Here is a 20,098-nt window from a genome sequence, read left to right as displayed (position 1 = left end):
TATGGCGCTTCTGTTGTTCCTCCTCTTACTCGGCTTGTTTCTTGTTGGCGTACCCATTGCCTTTTCACTGGGGTTAGCATCGGCCATCACCGTTTGGCATGGCGATTTAATGCCCATGCTAATCGTTACTCAGCAACTGATTGGCTCCGTAAACTCGTTTCCTTTAATGGCGATTCCGTTTTTTATTCTGGCGGGGTTTCTCATGCAGCATGGCGGCATTTCCGAGCGATTGGTTAATTTTTCCAACACGCTAGTAGGCGGTATGACAGGGGGGTTGGCAATGGTCGCCATTGTCACGTCGTTGTTCTTTGCGGCTATTTCTGGCTCAGGAGCGGCAACCACTGCGGCGATTGGCTCTATATTAATTCCTGCGATGATTGCAAAAGGCTATCCCGGAAGTTACGCAGCCTCCAACCAAGCCGCCTCTGGTGCATTGGGCGTCATTATCCCACCCAGCATTCCGCTAATTCTGTACGCTATTGCCGCGAATGTGTCGGTAGGCGATATGTTTATTGCGGGCATACTGCCAGGCATCCTGGTTGCCATTTCATTGTTAGTTTTTGCCTATGTGTTTGCGCGTAAAAACGGTATTGGCGGCAACCAAAAAAGTACTGTTAAGGAAATGCTACAGGCCGCCCGAAAAGCATTATTAGCGATTCTGATGCCCGTGATAATTTTGGGAGGTATTTATGGGGGTATCACAACGCCAACTGAAGCGGCCGTTATCGCAGTTGCCTATTCATTTATTGTGGGTTTCATGGTTTACCGCGAAATAAAACTGAGAGATTTGGTACGTATTTTACAAGACTCGGCCGTTACCTCTGCAATTGTGTTGAGCATTATCGCCGCTGCAGGGTTGTACGGACGTATTCTTCAGAGCTTACGTGTACCCACTATGGTGTCAGATTTTGTACTAACAACCATTGAGAGCCCTTTAGCTTTTATTATTATGGCCAATGTGTTGCTACTGTTTGTCGGCATGTTTATCGAGGCCGCGGCGGCAATTCTTATTTTTGTGCCGATACTGTTACCTATTGCGATTAGCTTCGGCTTCGACCCTGTTCATTTCGGCATCATCATGGTGGTAAACCTGGCAATGGGTATGTTCACACCGCCTGTCGGGCTGAATCTCTTCGTTGCCTCGCAAATCTCCAAAATCGGTGTCGCTAGATTGACGTGGGCGATCCTGCCATTCGTAGCCATTGTACTCGTCAATGTGCTGATTATTAGTTTGATACCTGCACTATCAACGTGGTTACCGTCACTTTGATACCCCATTACTACTTCAACTAACAAGGAAAACAATCATGTCAGTTATCGAAAGTCTCATTCCGCGTCAGGGGCTAAAGGTGCTCGTTACGGCAGGCGCTAACGGGATTGGTTTAGCGATTGCCCAGGCTTTTAAAGAAGCTGGCGCTTTGGTGCATGTTTGCGATGTAGACGAAGCGGCACTCATGTCATTACCTAAGGGGATTACCTATACGTTAGGAGATGTAAGTAACGCGAAGGATATTGATCGACTTTTTGAAGACGTGAAGCAGTTGGGAGGGCTCGATGTCGTCGTCAACAACGCCGGGATAGCCGGACCAACCGCCAGCGTTGAGGAAATTAGCGAAGAGGAGTGGACGCACACTATCGATATCAACCTGAACGGACAATATCGTATCGCTCACCATTCAGCGGTATTGCTTCGCGAAAGCCAGGGCCTAATGATTAATCTGGCCTCAGTGGCAGGTCGTTTGGGGTTTGCCTATCGAACGCCCTACGCGGCAAGCAAGTGGGCTGTTGTCGGCTTAACCAAAAGCCTTGCCTGCGAGTTAGGTCCAGATGGCGTACGGGTAAACGCTATTTTACCCGGCATTGTACGTGGCCCACGGATAGAGAAAGTCATTGAAGATCGAGCGGCTAAGCGTGGCATCACCTATGAAGCAATGGAGCAAGAAAACCTAGCCAAGATTTCCATGCGAAAAATGGTGGAGCCTACGGACATAGCGGCGATGGCTCTATTTTTATCCGCCCCAGGTGGCTCGAATATTTCCGGGCAGGCGTTAAGCGTGTGCGCCAATGTCGAAACGCTATAAATCAGAGGTTCGATAGTCATGCAACCAGATACACAACGGGTGAATGCTGGCGCAGTGTCTCAAATGAAAATTGGCATAGTTGGGGCTGGGTTAATTGGTCGTGCTTGGGCAATTGTCTTTGCTCGGGCTGGATTTTTAGTGAGTGTTTATGACGTTAATGCCAACGCGCTGGTAAATGCAGGCGATGCTATCCGGCAATCATTAAATGATTTGCAGCAGGCCGAGTTAGTGGCTGATGTTGACCAAATAATGACGCGCATTCGGTTTGATGCAGACTTAACCAGCGCCATGCAGGGCGTTGAGTATGTGCAAGAGTGTGGCCCAGAGAATGTGGAGGGTAAAAAAACTATTTATCGTGAGCTCGAAGCAGTGGTGGCTACCGGTACTGTTTTGGCCAGCTCTACATCCGGCATTGCAGCTTCGCAATTTAGTGAGCGCTTGCAACATCCAGAGCGTTGTTTAGTTGCACATCCCGTCAATCCACCTTACTTAATTCCCCTTGTTGAAATTGTACCAACCCCACAGACATCTGAGGACGTAACGACCACGACATTGCAGCTAATGGAAGCGGCACAGCAAGTGCCTATTTTAGTACGTAAAGAAATCGAAGGTTTTGTGCTCAATCGGTTACAAGGTGCATTACTTAATGAGGCACTACGATTGTTTCGCGATGGGTATGTATCTGCGGAAGATCTCGATAAAACTGTAAAACACGGGCTGGGGCTGCGCTGGTCATTTATGGGGCCGTTTGAAACCATCGATCTCAACGCTCCGGCTGGAATCGAGGATTATGCCAGTCGTTATGGGCCTCTATATCACCAAGTAGACCAGCAGCGCGGGCAAGAAAACCCATGGGATGCATCCACTCTAAAAATAGTGGGTGAAGAGCGACGCGCTTTATTGCCCCGTGCTGAACTAGCGGCTCGTCATGAATGGCGAGATCGTCGGCTGATGTCACTAATAGCGCATCAACGCTTAATGGCTGAAAAAGATAGTAGTTAAACCAAAACAAGGAGACCTAACAATGGCTAACAAGCGTAAAGTAATCATTTCCTGCGCAGTCACTGGTGCAATTCACACACCATCAATGTCACCACATTTACCGGTAACGCCGGATGAAATTGCCGAAGCAAGTATTGCGGCGGCCGAGGCGGGGGCAGCTATTCTGCATCTGCATGCTCGCGACCCGAATAATGGCAAGCCTACTCAAGATCCGGCGGTATTCGAACAGTTTTTACCTAAGATCAAGTCATCAACCAACGCGGTGATTAACTTGACCACGGGAGGAAGCCCACACATGACGGTCGAAGAACGTATGCGGCCTGCCATGGAGTTTCAGCCCGAATTGGCCTCTATGAATATGGGGTCTATGAACTTTGGCTTGTTTCCTATGCTTAATCGCTACTCGTCATTTGAGCATCAATGGGAGCGTGACCATCTAGAGAATAGCCGAGATTTAGTCTTTAAAAATACCTTTGCAGATATTGAAAAGGCCATCACGCTAGGCACCGAAAATGGCACGCGATTTGAGTACGAATGTTACGATATTGGCCACCTGTATAACCTCCGCAATTTACTGGATAGAGGCGTGGTTGGGGGCAAGGTCTTTGTACAAAGCGTATTTGGGATACTGGGTGGTATTGGCCCACACCCCGAGGACGTAATGCATATGCGACGTACTGCGGATCGGCTTTTTGGAGAACATTACGAATGGTCGGTTTTAGGCGCTGGCAGTAGCCAAATGCGAATCGCGGCGCAATCGGCTGCTATCGGCGGGCATGTACGGGTAGGGCTAGAAGATTCGCTATGGCTGGAACCTGGTAAATTAGCAGAAACTAACGCTAAGCAAGTTAAGCGAGTGCGCGAGATTCTGGAGGCGCTCTCGTTTGAAATTGCGACCCCTGATGAAGCACGGGAAATGCTAGAGCTTAAAGGTGCTGATAAGGTTCGTTTCTAAAATAGCTCCCAAAAGCTGACACTAACGGAAGGCCTGGGCGACCGGGCCTTCTCGTTTTGCTAGGTTGGCTTAAATCCGTTACTTCTCTCGCCTGAATAAGTTGAATCAATGAAAAGAAAATCCATCACTTCACGCGATGTCGCTCACCTAGCCGGGGTGTCGCAATCCGCTGTGAGCCGCAGTTTCTCGCAGGCATCTAGTGTTTCAGAAAAGACGCGTAAAAAAGTGATGGATGCCGCGCGACAGCTGGGGTATCGACCCAATACGATCGCGCGTTCTTTGATTACTCGCTCAAGTCGGACGATCGCCGTAGTCACTTATAGTCTTCAGAATCCGTTTTATGCATATTTACTAGAGAAAGCCTCCCGCTTTTTACAGGAACAGGGTTATCACCTGTTGCTGTTTTTTGCACCAAAAAATGGCGACTTTGACATGGTGGTGGACGACCTGATTCGCAGCCAAGTTGAAGGGGTGCTGATGCTGGCCATTACGCTAAACCAACATCAGGCGAAAGAAGTCGCGGACTTTGGGATTCCCGTCGTCATTATAAATCGTACCGTCGAGTATTCTGGTATTAGTCAAGTTGGGAGCGATAATTATCAAGGCGGTTATTGGGCAGGTCGTTATCTTGCTTCACAAGGATGCCAACGAATTGCTTATTTAGCGGGAATACCCGAATCGACAACCAATCGTCAACGTGAAGAGGGCTTCAAAGCAGGCTTGGCCACAGAAGGCCAAACCTGCTTTGCTTATGATGTAGGGTATTATCGATACGATGAGGCCTGCGATGCGACGCGCCGTTTATTTTCAACTCGAAGACCTGAAACAATGCCGGATGCACTGTTCGCTGCGAATGACTTAATGGCTATTGCCGGTATGGAGACATTACGCGATGAGCTGCATTTATCGGTACCTGAAGGAGTTTCAGTCATAGGCTTTGACGACATGGCAATGTCAGCATGGCCCAGTCATTCTCTCACGACCTTGCAACAGCCGGTCGAACAAATGATTGTCAAGGCAACCGAACTGCTGCTTAACCATATCAGTCATCCCGAGGCCCCACCTGAGCAGATTATTTTGCCGGTGACACCGAAAATTCGCCGAAGCACTCGCCCAGTAGGCAACCCCCCCATTTATAACCGGGGCGATAAGTAGAATCCGTTAAGCGGCCATGGCCATCTTTTGTTTCGGTGTTATTCCGCCCAACGCCATGTTGGGTCGTTCATGGTTATACGTCCAGAGCCAACGCATTGCAAATGCCTGGACGTCACCGAACGAACCGTTCGGTTGTAGCGTGCAATGTAAGCGTTTTGCTGCGGGTTACCGGGCTGGATGTACCTTCATTCAATGTGTTCATGCTTCGCCCAATTGATCAGCTCTTGCTGATGTACTCTGGCCCGTTGTCACAGCGAATGGCGTTGGGCTTCCCTCGCCACTCGATCAATTGGGTTAAGGACAGAATCACGCGCTCTACCGGCAGGGAGAAATCCGCACCAATGATCAGGCCTTCCCGGTTGTGATCATCGATCACGTTGAACCGGCGGTACGTTCTACCATCGCACAGCTGGTCATGCATGAAATCCATGGACCAGCAATCATTCAGTGCTTGTGGCACGGCGAGCGGTTCCGGCTTTTCCCGAACAAGGCGCTTCTTCGGCTTGATCCACAGGTTCAGTTCCAGCTCCCTGTAAATCCGATAGACGCGCTTATGGTTCCAGCCAAAACCCTTCACATTACGTAAATATAGATAACACAGCCCAACCCCCCAGTTACGCTGGTTGTGGGCCAAATGCACCAGCCAGTCGACAATGGCCTCAGCGTGGCCTGGTAGCGATAACAGGTCTCGCTGATGCTAAAGACCCTAAGGTGGAGCCGAGTACTGCATCGGCCTGCTTCAACGGCCTTCTTCGCTATCTCTCGTCGATGAGATGGCTTTACCACTTTCCCTCAAGGGCCTCTTGGCGTAACTCGGATTTGAGTCGCTCCTCGGCGTACATCTTCTTGAGACGACGATTTTCGTCTTCCAGTTCTTTAAGGCGTTTCATCATGGAGGTGTCCATGCCGCCGTATTTGGCGCGCCATTTATAGAAGCTGGCGCTGCTCATGCCGTGTTCCCGGCAAAGCTCCGGAGCCGGCACACCGGACTCGGCCTGCTTAAGAATCGCCATGATCTGGCTGTCAGTGAAACGCGATTTGCGCATGTGGAATCTCCTGTTGATTCAGGTTAAAAATTCCACTTATCTCTGCGATTATTTTTCGGGGGAATTGCCTCCGATCCGCGCATCGAAGCGCTGGTCAACGAAGTGATTGGCAGGGTGGCCGACAAGTGGACGATGATCATCCTCGACGTACTGGCTGAACATGACGTTATGCGCTTCACGCAACTTGCCAAAACGGTCAGCGGCATCAGCCAGAAGATGTTAACGAAAACGCTGCGGGAGATGGAGCGCGAGGGTTTAGTGATTAGAACGGTGTATCCAGCTGTGCCGCCCAAGGGGGAATATCATTTAACAGATCTTGGCCTCGGACTTGGGGCGGCGTTTTGTGGTGTATGGGTGTGGGCTGAGCAAAGCTTGGATACTATTGAACAAGCTCGCATCACCTATGACGAGCGCATCAGCGCCGAAAACTAATTCAAAATGTCACGGTGATTTTCAGCCCAGCCCCCTAAAAACTCAAGCGCTTCAAGCTGTATATCAGTACTAATTCGAGAGTTCTCTCCGGACAATTTCTGCACCCGCACTCAAGGCCTTTAGCTTGCCGCTTGCTACTCGACGAGGTAATGGGGCCATGCCACAGTTGGTACAAGGGTAGAGCTTATCGGCATCTACAAACTGAAGTGCTTTTCGTAGGGTCTTGGCTACTTCCTCTGGTGTCTCAATAGTATCGGTGGCCACGTCAATCGCGCCTACCATTACTTTTTTACCTCGGATGAGCTCGAGTAGCTCCATTGGAACATGAGAGTTGTGGCATTCTAATGAGATAATATCGATATTAGATTTTTGCAGCTTGGGAAAAGCTTCTTCATATTGTCGCCACTCTGAACCCAATGTTTTTTTCCAATCTGTATTGGCTTTGATGCCATAGCCGTAGCAAATATGTACAGCCGTTTCGCATTTAAGGCCTTCAATTGCTCTTTCTAACGTAGCAATTCCCCAATCATTAACGTCATCAAAGAATACATTAAACGCAGGCTCATCAAATTGAATAATATCAACACCTGCCGCTTCTAATTCTTTGGCTTCTTGGTTAAGGATTTTGGCAAATTCCCAAGCTAGCTTTTCGCGGTTTTTATAATGATCATCATAAAGCGTGTCGATCATCGTCATGGGGCCTGGCAGGGCCCATTTTATAGGTTGCTTTGTTTGTTGGCGTAAAAACGTGGCATCATCAACAAAAACTGGCTTTAGGCGAGTCACAGGGCCTACGACTGTTGGTACGCTCGCATCATAGCGATCACGAATTCTAACGGTCTTACGCTTCTCAAAATCAACGCCGCTGAGATGCTCTATAAATGTGGTGACAAAGTGTTGGCGCGTTTGCTCGCCATCACTAACAATATCAACACCCGCTTGTTGTTGTTCTTGCAGCGACAAACGTAAAGCATCTTGTTTGCCCTCAATTAATTCTTCATCCTGCAATTTCCAGGGTGACCAGAGTGTCTCAGGTTGTGCAAGCCAAGACGGTTTAGGTAAGCTGCCAGCAGTTGAAGTGGGTAGCAATTTTTTCATAATAGATAACCTTGTATTTTTCGATTAATCACAGAGCGTAATTAGTGGACCACTGCTCAAGAATCGCTTGGTATGGTTTGATAAAATTTTCTTCAACAAATTTTCCCTGTTCAATAGCCAGTCCGCTGCGTTCTTCTCGATCATAAATAATTCGAGTTAATGAGTAATCTTGGTGCTTCAAACTTGGTTGATAGGATTTTCCTGCCGCAGAATTAGCATTGTAAATCTCTGGCCGGTAAATCTTTTGGAAGGTGTCCATCGTGCTGATGGTGCTGATAAGCTCAAGATTAGTGTAATCACCAAGCAAATCGCCGGTAAAATAAAAAGCCAAAGGCGCAACACTATTCGGGGGCATAAAGTAGCGAACCTTTAATCCCATTTTTTTGAAATATTCATCAGTTAAAGAATACTCGTCTTGCTGGTATTCCATACCTAGTACCGGGTGCTGGTTTTCAGTCCGTTGATAGGTTTTACTACCTGAAACACTTAGGCATATAACAGGCGGTTTGCTAAAGTGATCTTTGTATGTATTTGAGTTTACGAAGCACTGAAATAGCTTTCCATGCAGGCCGCCGAAATCATCTGGCGTGCTAAAGGTGGGCTGATCTTTATTGTGCCCCAGTAGCAGTACACTAAAGTCATAGTCTCGCACGTAAGAGGAAAAATTATTTCCTACAATACCCTCAATGCGTTCATTCGTTTTTCGATCAATAATATTGGTTTTCAATACTTCAATCAGAGGGAGCGAATTGCTAGTGCTTTCAATACCAATATTCATCTCAACGGAGATTATTTCAAGTTCGACAGTATAGCGATCGCCTTTAAGATTGTCCCAATGTGCCAGTGCATTGAACCGATTGTTAATCATGTTTAAAGTATTACGCAAGTTTTCTTGGCGATTCTTGCCTCTAGCCAAGTTGGCAAAGTTAGTAGTGAGCCGCGTATTTTCGGAAGGATGATAGTTTTCATCTAAACGAATACTTTTAAGAGAAAATGTAAATTCGTTGCTCATGGTGATTGGGTATCCTAATGGCCTGCGTTTATTGCTCAGCAGTCTTAAAATTGTCTATAGTTAAAGGCTGTAGGCATTTTACGCTGAGTCATTGATTGAGCAAAAACGAATTAATTTCATTACAGTATTAGCGACACTCATGACTCGGTAAGTGGCACAGTATGGGTGGTGTGGCTCTTATTGCTTGAGTTTAGGTTGTAGAGCGTGCGGCCGGTCATAGCCGTGTGATGGTTTTACGGTAATTCTCACAAAGCACAGATGACGCCATTAAGATAAACGTTGCGCCGACAGAAAGTATGGTTGGGTGGGCGTTACTTTTTTCTCACGGCTCTTCTTTTCCGCACCGCTTTCTTACCCATGCCACGTAGCGCAGAAAAGTCACCGCGTTCTACTTCAGCAATTAGCGCTTTCAGGCCATCAGTGAGGGGCTGCATAAACTGACCGTAACGCATCCGTTTTTCGCTGATTGCCTCAAGCTGAGATTCCCAGTGTGCGGTCATATCAGGAACGACCATCCGTTTAGGCAGACTGTTCACAAGATGCTTGCCTGCTTCTGTCGAGTGAATTTCCTTACCTTTCTTCGTCAGAAACTGCCGTTTAAACAAAAGTTCGATAATTCCAGCACGGGTGGCTTCTGTGCCGAGTCCGTCTGTATCCCTGAGCACTTTTTTGATTTCAGGGTCTGATACGTATCTCGCTATTCCCGTCATGGCTGAAAGTAATGTTGCGTCTGTGAAGCGTTTCGGAGGGCTGGTTTGTTTCTCGTCCATTTTGCCGTCGATGCAGGTAACAGGGTCTCCCGACTTCACGTTGGGAAGAGCCATTGATGAAAGCTCTGCGTCTTGTTTCGACGTCTTTTGAGGTGGTAGCAGGGCCTTCCAGCCGTTAGAAATGACTGCTTTGTGCTTGGCAACGAACAAGCCGCCTTCCACCTCGCTGTCTATTTGGTGTTCCGCATACTCAAATGCTGGGTAAAACTGCATCAGGTACTGGCGGGCAACTAGCCCGTAGATATTCTTCTCATCCTGAGATAGACGATCATCTGGCACTGCTCTGGATGTCGGTATAATCGCGTGGTGAGCACCCACCTTGGCATCGTTCCACGCCTTGCTCTTAAGATCGAGGTCAGCCTTTTGTACGCTATCAGAAAGCGTCGCCGATGTTTTGGCAATCGACTGAGCCACCGTGTGGCGCTCGCCATAGTGGCCTTTCGGCAGATACCGACAGTCTGAACGTGGGTAGGTAATCAGCTTATGGCGTTCATATAACTGTTGGCATACGTCCAGAGTCTTCTGAGCACTTAAGTTGAACCGCTTTGATGCATCAATTTGCAGTGAAGACAGGCTGTAGGGCAGGGGGGCGGGCTGTTTTTTCTTGTCACGTTTAGCTGCGATGACCTTGCCTGGATGTCCGATCACCTTTTGCAGAACGACCTCGGCAAGCTTTCTTGAAAGCACGCGGCCTTCTTCGTCCATATAAGGCTCACAGGCAGTGCTAGGCTTCCATTTTGCTGTAAAAGACTCACCAGCCACTGTCTGAAGCGTTATAAAGACTTCATAAAATGGCTTAGTTATAAAGTTTTCGATTTCTTGGTCTCGGTGAACAACCAAGCCCAACACGGGGGTCTGCACCCGGCCAACTGACAAAACGCCGTTGTAACCAGCGCCTTGGCCAAGAAGGGTGCAGAGGCGTGTCATATTGATGCCATAGAGCCAATCGGCCCTTGCCCTTGCCAGGGCTGATGTTGCTAACGGTATGAAATCAGTATTCTGGCGAAGATCATTCATCGCCTTTTTGATAGCGGCAGGGTTCATATCGTTAACGAGACAGCGCAAGGTAGCTTCGCGTTTAGCTTTATTAACACCTGAATAATTGATCACTTCATCGACCAAGATTTGACCGACTCGGTCAGGGTCACCCATATTGACCAGTTGATCGGCTTCTTTAATCAGTTTTTTGACAGTATTAAACTGCGAGCGGGTTTGGCTTTTTACGTGATGTTTCCACTTGATCGGAATGATGGGTAGATGTTCTTTTTTCCATTTTTTGTATTCAGGATCATAAGCATCTGGCTCAGCTTGCTCCAGTAAATGACCAATACACCAGGTGACGACATCGCCATTAGCAACCCTGATAAACCCATCACCCTTTTGGTGTGGTCTGGGCAGCACGTCTGCAACTGCGCGCCCGACACTCGGCTTTTCGGCAATATATAGAATCAATTTTTCTTACCTCGACTGAGCCCTATAACGTGTGAATTTTGAGCTCTTCGTTAACCAATATTAGATGGAAATCTCATCGAGTTCATGATGTTAGTTTTGGGGGAAAGGTCATTAAGTGTCAAGAGAGGGCAATGAATGCGTGAGCGTGGCAGAACAAGGCGTTTAATGGGCTTGGGCGCACGTACTGGCGGTGCGCTGCTTAAAACGCGCTTAGGTGGGCAGGCGGATTGCCGTGCCCTTGGCGAGGCGCTGTTTGAGGGGTTATCAGAGTTAAAGGGCCCGGCCATGAAGCTCGCCCAGGTCATGTCTCAATGGGATGACCTGCTGCCTCCCGACCTAGCTGAGGAGCTTGCCCGCCTGCAGCGCCAAGCCGAGCCAATGCCCTGGCCGCGCATCCGTGAAGCGCTGGTGCTCCAGTATGGCGATATTGATCATTACTTCAGCGAGATTGAAGAGCGGCCCTTCGCCAGTGCTTCGATGGGGCAGGTGCATCGGGCAACCACTCACGAGGGTGAAACGATCGTACTCAAGGTGCAATATCCTGGCCTTGCCGAGGTGCTTGAAAGTGATTTGATTCAGGTGCGGCGCATCATGCGTCTAGGCCGCTGGTTCAAAGTCCCTCAGGCTCGTTTGGATGCGCTATTTGAAGAGCTGGCCGACAGCCTGCGCAAGGAGCTGGATTACGTCGCCGAGGCTGAAGCACTGGCTCGCTACGGTGAGCGCTATAAGGATGACCCGCGCCTGATGATTCCCGAGCCACTCCCCGCGCTCTCCGGCCAGCACGTATTAGCAATGCGTTTTGTTGATGGCACGCCGCTACGTGAATTGTCGGAGGCGGATGACGCAACGCGCCAGGGCATTGCTCAAACGTTGGCGGATTGGATTACCCAAGAGTTGTTTACGTTCGGTGAGCTGCATGCCGACCCTCACGCGGGCAACTTTGCTGTGGATGCCCAGGGCCGGCTGGTCATTTATGATTTAGGCGCGGTCATCGCGGTGCCTGAGGCGCAGATAAAGGCGATGATGCAACTGCTGGATGCCACGCTGAAACATGACCCCATGGGGATGGATGAGGCATTAATGAAAATGGGCGGGCGCCAAGGGCAGGGGGCGCCTTTGGCGCTGTACAGCGAGTCGGCCGAGTGCATTGCGCCACTGTTTGCGCCGGGCGAACAGGATTTCAGCGATGTGAGAGTCCATCGTCGCCTGCGTGAGCTTACCCCAAAAGTGTGGGCTGCCATGGACCGCTTGCAACCTCCCGCGGAGACGCTTTTGCTTTCGCGTGCGCTAAACGGCCACTACTGGAATTTGGTGCGACTAGGTGCTCGACTGGACATGCATGCGCGGACGTTACCTCTTATAGCGCGGGCCCATTAACGATAAAACGATTGCCACTGCGGCGATGACGGCCTTCGTGATAAACTATGTCGCTTTCATTTTAGACATCGTTATTTATAGACACACGATTGATAGACATCGTTTAACGCAGTGGAGACGGCAATGCTAGCGGTATGGGTCGATCAGCTGCTGGGATTTGCCTCCGGGGCACTCTCGGCAATCAGGCAGCAAGAACATTATCCGGACTTCATGACCTGGGTGCGCGCCAAAGGCGCGGACGCCTTTAACGGCGACGTGGCTATGGCACAGGCGCTGGCCCCGGTGCTGTGGTCGCAGGCGCCGTTAGAGCGGCTGGATTTTGGCAGCGAGCCGCTTGCCACGCCTGGGCGCAACGAGCCGTGCTGGTGTGATTCCGGTCGCAAATTTAAGCAGTGCTGCTATCAGGTTGAGTTTCCTACTGACATTCCCGAGCAGATGATGTGGATGCTCTCGCTGCGCGAATGGAAGGGCGCTACCTTGAAGGCTGCGCTGGATAGCCAGCAGGCGCCCGCTCAGGCGCTATTAGAAGCTGGCCTTATCGCTGCGGAAAGTGGCCAGACCGGCCGCGCAATGCAAATCCTCGAATCGCTCTTTGACGGTAGCGATTGGTCACGTCTACCCGAGCAGGCTGAGCCTGCCTTCGAGATACTGCTGGATATTTATCAAGAGCGCGGCTTTACCCGCAAACGTGCCGATTTGCTCGACGAAGTGATGGAGCGCGGGCCGCTATTTTTACGCGGCGTGGCGCTTGAACGTTTGTGCTTAATGCATCTTGATAACGACGATTTGGACAGCGCTCGCGGTGCTTTCGTCAAAGCTCAGCAGGCGCTGCCTGATTCGCCCACGCTGGCTTACATTGAGGCCATGCTGCTGCTTCATGAGGGGCATGAGCAGGAAGCTAAGGAACGGGCTAATTTCTGGTACCGACGGTTAGTTCGTCAAGGCGAGCTAGATGAAGATCAAATGGAGTTTTTAGCCGCGCTGGCGGAAAACCCCGGCGCAACGCTCGCTGACCAGCTACTGAGCGCTGAAGAAGATTTGGCTACGCCGCTGGTAGCGCTGCAGGCGCTGCTTGCCGCACTGCCTACCGCCCCCAAAATCGATATTCAAACGGACCCGGAAAGCGGTCGATTGCTTTACCACTCAAGTGCCCGTGAGGCGACGCTGTTTGCCGCTTGGCATGAGCAGTTTCAAGTGCTGGTGGATGAAGATGTAGCGCTGGGCTTTCGCGATGACCCCTGGGGTAATGCGGTTGAGTGGATGACGGCGGTATGCGCTCACCCGGAATGGCTGGACGCGCCGCAAGTGGTGCAGGATCTCACTCTGGCATTGACCAGCCGATTTGGCAGCCTGCCCTGGATGGCCCCAACCCTGCTAGAGCCCTTGGCACTGCGCCTCTCACGCTGGCTAGAGCAGGCCCGTGCCGCGGGTGACGGTAACCTGTGCTGGGATGATGCGAATAATGCGATGTTGCTGCGCACCGGGTTAGCGTTGGTGGTAGGCATGGAGCGTGGGGCGCGCCAGCACTCGCGCGAATTAGCAGAAGAGCTGCTACTCATCGATCAAGAAGATAGCCTTGGGCTGCGTGAGCTGGTGCTTGATCAACTGCTGCGTGATGATCGCAACGAAGAAGCGCTGGCCTTAGCCGAAGAGAATGATGATGACGGCTCGTTAGTGCTGGGGCTGTTAATGGGTAAAACCCTCGCCCTCTATCGGTTACAACATCTTGAAGCGGCAGAGACTGCGCTTAGCGATGTGGTTGGCCATAATCGCCATGCCTTAGAGCTTATTTGCTCTGAAAGCCCGCGCCCCTCTATGCCCCATGCGGATGGCCAGGTCGACCCCGGTTCCCGTGCGGAAGCATGGCAGTACCGCACCTTGATGCGCGATCAGTGGCGTACCACCTCTGGGGCGTTGGACTGGTTAGAAGCCCATCGCTAGGCGTTTTGCATAACTTGCGCGCATTAGGCTAATGAATGTCTTCTGGTTAGACGCCATTGAGTTTAATGAGCGTAAGGTTCAGGTGTGGGCACCAGCTGTTTATCTCGGCTGATCCAAATCGCTAGCACGATAGCGGGTATTCCCAGCAGGGTCGCGATCACAAAAAAGCTCGGATAACCCTGCGCCGTGACCAACAGCCCGCCAAAACCACTTAAGAATTTTCCGGGTAGCGTCATCAGTGACGAGAACAGCGCGTATTGTGTTGCGGTGTAAGCGCGCGAGGTAAGGCTAGAGAGAAAGGCAATAAACACGGCGCTAGCTAGCCCGTTGGCAAGGTTGTCGCCAATGATCGTGACCACCAGCATGGGCAGCTGATTACCTACGATTGCAAGTACGGCAAACAGCAAGTTAGTGACCATTACTAATCCTGCACCGATAATAAGCAGTGGGCCGATGCCATAGCGCGCGACCAGCAGTCCACCTAAAACCCCGCCGGCAATGCTCATTCCAATGCCAAATATGTTGGTAACATTGGCAATGGTCGCCAGTGAAAACCCTAAATCTATATAAAGCGGGTTCGCCATCGAAGCCATGGCCAAATCGCTGATTCTAAACACTGCAATAAAGACCAGAATCCACAGTGCTTTCACCCCGTAGCGTCTAAAAAAGTCAGTAAACGGGCATACCAGTGCGCCAATACTCCAGGCGCCAAGGCGGCGTAAGACTTTGGGTTTTCCGCGGCTTGAACGAATAAACGCCCGAACTTTAGGTTCATGAATTAACTGAATAGAGAGCGATGCACGCTTTGGCTCGGGGCGCAGTAATACCGTGAGTACGCCAATGCTCATCAGCGCTGCCATGGTCAGATAGGCCATGCTCCATGAAGAAGATGCGGCGATGTAAAGCGCCCCAGCGCCGGCGGCAAGTAGCCCCCCGCGATAGCCGACAATATAAGTGGATGCCATGGCTGCCTGGACATCATCCTCGGCAGACTCAATGCGATAGGCATCGATGGCAATATCTTGAGTGGCGGAGCCAAAGGCGACCAGCAGCGCAAAAACGGCTACCCAGCCCAGGTTGCCAACCGGGCTTAGACCCGCCAGCCCAATTAAGCCTGCTGCAATTAAGCTTTGTGCCAAAAGCATCCAGCCACGTCGTTGGCCGAACGCACGAGTGAGTAGCGGAAGCGCCAGCCGATCAACCACGGGCGCCCAGAAAAATTTTATTGAATAGAGCATGCCGATCCAGGCAAAAAAGCCTATGGCCGCCACTTCAACGCCGTCGCTGCGCAGCCAGGCTGAAAGCGTTGAGAACACCAATAGAAAAGGCAGGCCTGCTGAAAACCCCAAAAAAAGCATGGTAATAACGGACGCACGGCAATAAATAGCCAGCGCTGCAAGCCAACTGCGCTGGGGGAAAAGGTTGGGCATTAAACGCTACTCCTGGAAAGACGTTGGCAACGACCAAGTGATAAACTGGGGCTGTCATTCATCACAAAGCCGACAGCTTACCGGAGAGGAGTTTTCAATGTCGATTAAGGCGCATCAGGTTGTGACCTTCCACTATGTCCTTAGAGATATTCTCAGCGATGGCAGTCAGCGAATACTAGATGATTCCAGCGCGCGCGGTAAGCCGCTTGAGTACCTTCACGGCCACGATAATATTGTCCCTGGCCTAGAAAATGCGCTGATAGGCCAAGTGGTTGGCGCTCAGTTAAGTATCCAGCTGTTGCCCGCTGATGCCTACGGTGTTCGCAATGAGGCATTGATTCAAGACGTCAGCCGAGGCTCGTTTGGTGGCGCAGAACTAGTCCCCGGCGGCAATTTTCAAACTGAAGGCGAGGCGGGCCCACAAATTGTGACTGTGTTAGATGTTAGGGATGATCGGGTCACTATCGATACTAATCATCCTTTGGCAGGGCGTACGCTTAACTATCGGGTAAATATTCTTGAGGTGCGTGAAGCAACGCGTGCTGAGCTAGCTAAAGGGCATCCGCTACCGCCCGGCACCGAGCATAGTAAAGTCGAAGATCGTAAGGTGTTATAGGTTTTACCTAGCTTAATGATAAGCCAACATTTGTAACAATGAGCAAACAATAGGGAAAAGGCTTGGTTGAGTGGCACTCTGACGACGCGTTGGTTAAAGTGAATGCAGAAATCAAACAGTGTTCGATAACTGCGGAGAAAAGAGATGAGCCAAATCGAAGAGCCTACCTTATTAAAGCAGCGTCGTACCCGCCGTCAGGTGTTAGCCAGCTTAGGCTTAGGCGCGGCAGCTCTTTACGTGGCACCTACGCTGCTTTCAATGGATCAAGCGCAAGCCCACGACCATCGTTCGCGGCCTAGTTACTCAAGAGCGAGCTACTCAAGAGCAAGTTACTCCAGACCCAGCCATTCAAGGCCACGTCATTCTCGACCTAACCATTCTCGACACCGCCACTCCAACTCGCACGACAATCGTCGCCATGGTTCGTCCCGTGGCTATGAGTCTCGGGCCTACAGGTCACGCCTCGATGAGCTTTCTCGATTTGAACGCGACGGTGTGATCGAGCTGCGTATGAGTCGTGTACTAAAGCATTTATGGTGAGGTGAGTGATGCCAGCCTCAGACTGTCTTGCCAATGATTATGCATTAGCCGGTATTGGTCCTTGTATTCGCCTGGTGGGTGCTCAGCCACTTCTGCCGGTTCTACAGGCGGCGATGCCAGGGTGGCCGTTAAGTGAGTGTCCGCTTCAGTCGACTGCTCCGGAGATTTGCGTCTGGCAGCAAGAAGATGGTTTTTGGCAGCAGGCGCCAGCGCTGCCAAATGGTATGTGGCTGGATACGCCCGTCAGCGCTGCATGCAGCGTTATTGCTGATTTAGCCGGGGCGTTTTTGCATCGCCATCCTGAGTACATTGGCCTGCACTGTGGTGCAGCGCAAATAAATGATCAGCTCGTGATTTTTCCTGACTCGCATCGAGCAGGTAAAAGTATGCTTACCGCCGCTTTTGCGGCTGCCGGTTACCGAGTGTTTGGCGATGACGTAGTGGCATTAACCCCTGAAGGTGAGGGTCTGTCGCTTGGCGTTGCTCCGAGGCTGCGTTTGCCGCTTCCCGCTTCTTTAGACGCAGAGTTTCGGGACTTTATCAATCATCATCAGGGGCCAAGCGATGACCGCTATGGCTATGTTGCACTGGATGAAACGCTGTTAGTCAGCCATGGCGAAAAGTGCCCGGTTGGCGCGATTATACTGATTGATCGTGCTGATAGTGTTACTTCCCCGCAGCTAACAGCGCTTCAGCACGGCGAGGGGCTGTGGCAACTATTAAAGCAGAATTTCGCTGATACGCTCTCTGACCAAGTATTAGTGGCTAAGTTTTGGTCCTTGATGAAGCATGTCCCATGTTTTCTATTGCGTTACGCCGACGCTTTTCAAGCCGCCGATTTCGTGGGGCGTGAGCTAGAAAAGGTGATGAATGCGCGGCCATCAAACGATGCGCTAATGTCACAAGACCTGCCTGCAACTGGAGTCGCTGCGTTGGATCGCAACGATCAGCGCTGTTGGCACGCTTGCCAAGCTGCGTATGAGTATCCGTTGGGCGATGAGCTATTTGTGATCGTCGAAGAGGGCGGGGCCATTCACAGAATGAACGTGACGAGCCGGGCGGTGTGGGCGTTATTGCAACATGAGGCGCTTACTATGGAGGAGCTTAGCCAAACGCTGGTGGCCTTTTTTATGCCGGTTTCGCTTGAGCAAGTCCGTAAAGACATCGCCGAGCTGCTGGGGCAGTTTTTAGCAGCAGGTTTGATTGAAGAGCCACCGCGCCGTTAGCTGCGCGGTGGCTTTCACTCATGCCTTAGCTAGCTTTTTCACGTAGAAAGTCAATGATTTGATCTGCAGACACCATGGTCGCTTCGCTGTCTCGGCGGCCTTTATATTCCAGTTCGCCGTTGTCTAAGCCACGATCGCCAATTACTAAGCGGTGAGGAACACCCATCAGTTCTAGGTCGGCAAATTTAACCCCTGGGCGAGTATCGCGGTCATCCAGCAATACGTCTAAACCTGCCGCGCTCAGTGCTTGGTATAGCCGTTCAGACTCTTCGCGCACGCGCTGAGATTTGTGTGCATTCATCGGCACCAGCGCCACTTGGAACGGTGCTATCGCGTTGGGCCAAATAATGCCGGATTCGTCGTGGTTTTGCTCAATGGCCGCCGCGACCACGCGAGTTACGCCGATGCCGTAGCAACCCATCCATGGATGGCTGGTTTTGCCATTGTCGCCCAGTACGTTGGCGTTCATAGCCTGTGAGTATTGTTGACCCAGCTGGAAAACATGGCCCACTTCAATGCCGCGCTTAATAGACAGCGTGCCTTGGCCGTCTGGGGAGGGATCTCCTTCGACCACGTTGCGCAGGTCGGCAATATCAGGCAAGGCGACATCGCGCTCCCAGTTAATGCCAAAGTAGTGTTTGCCATCCACGTTGGCGCCTGCGCCAAAGTCGCTCATAAGGGCGACGCTTCGATCAATAATGATCGGCATCTCAAGACCTACGGGGCCGAGTGAGCCAGGACCTGCACTAACAATAGCGCGAATTTCTTCTTCTGTGGCCATGGTGAGCGGGGCGGCTACCTGAGGAAGATTTTCGGCTTTAACTTCGTTTAACGTGTGATCACCGCGTATCAGCAGCGCGATCAGCCCACCCTCGGCTGCTTGCACCATTAGTGTTTTAATCGTTTTCTCAATGGGCAGATCAAACTGCTCAACTAAGGCTGCGATGGTCTTGGCATCGGGCGTCTCGACCAGACGCAGCTCTTCGCAAGGCTTCGAACGAGTGGCTTGACTGCCAACTGGTGTGGGCAGTGCCTCGGCTTTCTCCATGTTAGCCGCGTAGTCTGACGCGTTAGAGAACACGATGTCATCTTCGCCGGAGTCTGCTAAGACGTGGAATTCGTGTGAGCCGGAACCACCAATGGAGCCGTTATCCGCAATAACGGGGCGGAAATTAAGACCTAAACGCGTGAAAATACGCGTGTAGGCGTCGTACATGTCTTGATAGGTCTGTTTTAACGAGTCTTCATCAAGGTGGAAAGAATAAGCGTCTTTCATGATGAACTCACGCGAGCGCATCACCCCAAAGCGTGGGCGAATTTCGTCACGAAACTTGGTTTGAATTTGGTAGAAATTGACCGGTAGCTGTTTGTAGCTGGCAATTTCTTTGCGCACCAGATCGGTAATAACTTCTTCGTGGGTGGGGCCCACGCAGTAGTCACGGTCGTGACGATCTTTCACACGTAAAAGCTCAGGGCCATACTGCTCCCAACGGCCTGATTCCTGCCAAAGTTCAGCAGGTTGAACAGCGGGCATTAGCACTTCTTGAGCGCCTACGCGGTTCATTTCTTCACGCACGATGGCTTCCACTTTTCGCAGCGTGCGAAGGCCAAGCGGCAGCCACGTATACAGGCCCGACGTTAAGCGACGAATCATCCCGGCGCGTAACATTAACTGGTGGCTAATGACTTCGGCATCGGCCGGCGTTTCTTTTAACGTGGCAATCAATAGTTGGCTGGCGCGCATGGGCGTGAGCATTCCTTAGGTACGTGTACTTAAACATCAGTGCTTAATCGTAGGGCGTGATAGCCCCGTCAGCGTTGGATGATGACATTGTACGGCCTAGTCGTTAAAGCGGCAAAATCCTACTTACCATCAGCTGCCTATGCTTTTGATAGATTGTGCTAAACTGCTTTGGTTTACGGTGCGGTCGTCGGCATTAAGACGCTAAGTCACAATATTCTATA

General features: G+C 51.0%; 16 protein-coding genes and 1 pseudogene. 11 read left to right on the top strand and 6 right to left on the bottom strand.

The genetic code is table 11. From position 1 onward, the window contains the following. Nucleotide 1: 1 nt before the first annotated feature. From CIK78_RS12090 to CIK78_RS12070, 5 genes are all read left to right on the top strand, one after another. Nucleotides 2-1,270 (top strand): TRAP transporter large permease, encoded by a 1,269-nt coding sequence (locus CIK78_RS12090; protein ID WP_096280359.1) that lies wholly within the window; start codon nucleotides 2-4, stop codon nucleotides 1,268-1,270. A gap of 37 nt (nucleotides 1,271-1,307) precedes the next feature. Continuing rightward, a complete protein-coding gene (locus CIK78_RS12085) occupies nucleotides 1,308-2,081 on the top strand; it encodes an SDR family oxidoreductase (RefSeq protein ID WP_096280357.1) in 774 nt (257 codons plus the stop codon). Nucleotides 2,082-2,099: 18 nt separating this feature from the next. Beyond that, on the top strand, nucleotides 2,100-3,083 hold the full coding sequence (locus CIK78_RS12080) for a 3-hydroxyacyl-CoA dehydrogenase (RefSeq protein ID WP_226938653.1): 984 nt from the start codon (nucleotides 2,100-2,102) through the stop codon (nucleotides 3,081-3,083). Nucleotides 3,084-3,105: 22 nt separating this feature from the next. Continuing rightward, nucleotides 3,106-4,038, top strand: coding sequence for a 3-keto-5-aminohexanoate cleavage protein (locus CIK78_RS12075; RefSeq protein ID WP_096280353.1), 933 nt, complete (start codon nucleotides 3,106-3,108; stop codon nucleotides 4,036-4,038). Between the two features lie 108 nt (nucleotides 4,039-4,146). Further along, the gene (locus tag CIK78_RS12070) at nucleotides 4,147-5,193 is read left to right on the top strand and encodes a LacI family DNA-binding transcriptional regulator (RefSeq protein WP_096280351.1); all 1,047 of its coding nucleotides are present in this window, start codon (nucleotides 4,147-4,149) and stop codon (nucleotides 5,191-5,193) included. 6 nt (nucleotides 5,194-5,199) lie between these two features. On the opposite strand, the pseudogene CIK78_RS12065 reads toward CIK78_RS12070, so the two are convergent. Beyond that, nucleotides 5,200-6,239: pseudogene (locus tag CIK78_RS12065) on the bottom strand (IS3 family transposase). Between the two features lie 114 nt (nucleotides 6,240-6,353). On the opposite strand from CIK78_RS12065, the gene CIK78_RS12060 reads away from it, so the two are divergent. Then, nucleotides 6,354-6,671 (top strand): helix-turn-helix domain-containing protein, encoded by a 318-nt coding sequence (locus tag CIK78_RS12060; RefSeq protein WP_217990286.1) that lies wholly within the window; start codon nucleotides 6,354-6,356, stop codon nucleotides 6,669-6,671. A gap of 69 nt (nucleotides 6,672-6,740) precedes the next feature. On the opposite strand, the gene CIK78_RS12055 is transcribed toward CIK78_RS12060, so the two are convergent. From CIK78_RS12055 to CIK78_RS12045, 3 genes are all read right to left on the bottom strand, one after another. Further along, nucleotides 6,741-7,769, bottom strand: coding sequence for a methionine synthase (locus tag CIK78_RS12055; protein ID WP_096280347.1), 1,029 nt, complete (start codon nucleotides 7,767-7,769; stop codon nucleotides 6,741-6,743). Nucleotides 7,770-7,797: 28 nt separating this feature from the next. Next, the gene (locus CIK78_RS12050; protein WP_096280345.1) at nucleotides 7,798-8,781 is read right to left on the bottom strand and encodes a DUF1852 domain-containing protein; all 984 of its coding nucleotides are present in this window, start codon (nucleotides 8,779-8,781) and stop codon (nucleotides 7,798-7,800) included. Nucleotides 8,782-9,092: 311 nt separating this feature from the next. After that, on the bottom strand, nucleotides 9,093-11,003 hold the full coding sequence (locus tag CIK78_RS12045; protein ID WP_096280343.1) for a DNA topoisomerase III: 1,911 nt from the start codon (nucleotides 11,001-11,003) through the stop codon (nucleotides 9,093-9,095). 135 nt (nucleotides 11,004-11,138) lie between these two features. Here CIK78_RS12045 and CIK78_RS12040 point away from each other — a divergent pair, with 135 nt between their 5' ends. Both CIK78_RS12040 and CIK78_RS12035 read left to right on the top strand, forming a co-directional pair. Further along, nucleotides 11,139-12,380 (top strand): AarF/ABC1/UbiB kinase family protein, encoded by a 1,242-nt coding sequence (locus CIK78_RS12040; protein ID WP_096280341.1) that lies wholly within the window; start codon nucleotides 11,139-11,141, stop codon nucleotides 12,378-12,380. A gap of 123 nt (nucleotides 12,381-12,503) precedes the next feature. Beyond that, nucleotides 12,504-14,321 (top strand): SEC-C metal-binding domain-containing protein, encoded by a 1,818-nt coding sequence (locus CIK78_RS12035; RefSeq protein ID WP_096280339.1) that lies wholly within the window; start codon nucleotides 12,504-12,506, stop codon nucleotides 14,319-14,321. Between the two features lie 62 nt (nucleotides 14,322-14,383). On the opposite strand, the gene CIK78_RS12030 is transcribed toward CIK78_RS12035, so the two are convergent. After that, nucleotides 14,384-15,751 carry an MFS transporter gene (locus CIK78_RS12030; protein WP_096280336.1) on the bottom strand — a complete coding sequence of 456 codons (1,368 nt, stop codon included), beginning with the start codon at nucleotides 15,749-15,751 and terminating at the stop codon, nucleotides 14,384-14,386. A gap of 97 nt (nucleotides 15,752-15,848) precedes the next feature. On the opposite strand from CIK78_RS12030, the gene CIK78_RS12025 reads away from it, so the two are divergent. From CIK78_RS12025 to CIK78_RS12015, 3 genes are all read left to right on the top strand, one after another. After that, complete coding sequence (locus CIK78_RS12025) at nucleotides 15,849-16,367, top strand: peptidylprolyl isomerase (RefSeq protein WP_096280334.1); 519 nt, start codon at nucleotides 15,849-15,851, stop codon at nucleotides 16,365-16,367. 144 nt (nucleotides 16,368-16,511) lie between these two features. After that, a complete protein-coding gene (locus CIK78_RS12020) occupies nucleotides 16,512-16,907 on the top strand; it encodes a hypothetical protein (protein WP_096280332.1) in 396 nt (131 codons plus the stop codon). An 8-nt stretch (nucleotides 16,908-16,915) separates the two neighbouring features. After that, on the top strand, nucleotides 16,916-18,133 hold the full coding sequence (locus tag CIK78_RS12015) for a PqqD family protein (protein ID WP_096280330.1): 1,218 nt from the start codon (nucleotides 16,916-16,918) through the stop codon (nucleotides 18,131-18,133). 25 nt (nucleotides 18,134-18,158) lie between these two features. Here CIK78_RS12015 and CIK78_RS12010 read toward each other — a convergent pair whose 3' ends face one another. Beyond that, the gene (locus CIK78_RS12010) at nucleotides 18,159-19,877 is read right to left on the bottom strand and encodes a proline--tRNA ligase (protein WP_096280328.1); all 1,719 of its coding nucleotides are present in this window, start codon (nucleotides 19,875-19,877) and stop codon (nucleotides 18,159-18,161) included. Nucleotides 19,878-20,098: the final 221 nt, after the last annotated feature.

This window comes from Halomonas sp. JB37, assembly GCF_002332255.1.
Taxonomy (GTDB): Bacteria; Pseudomonadota; Gammaproteobacteria; order Pseudomonadales; family Halomonadaceae; genus Vreelandella; species Vreelandella casei.
This window is presented reverse-complemented; position numbering and strand designations above follow the sequence as displayed.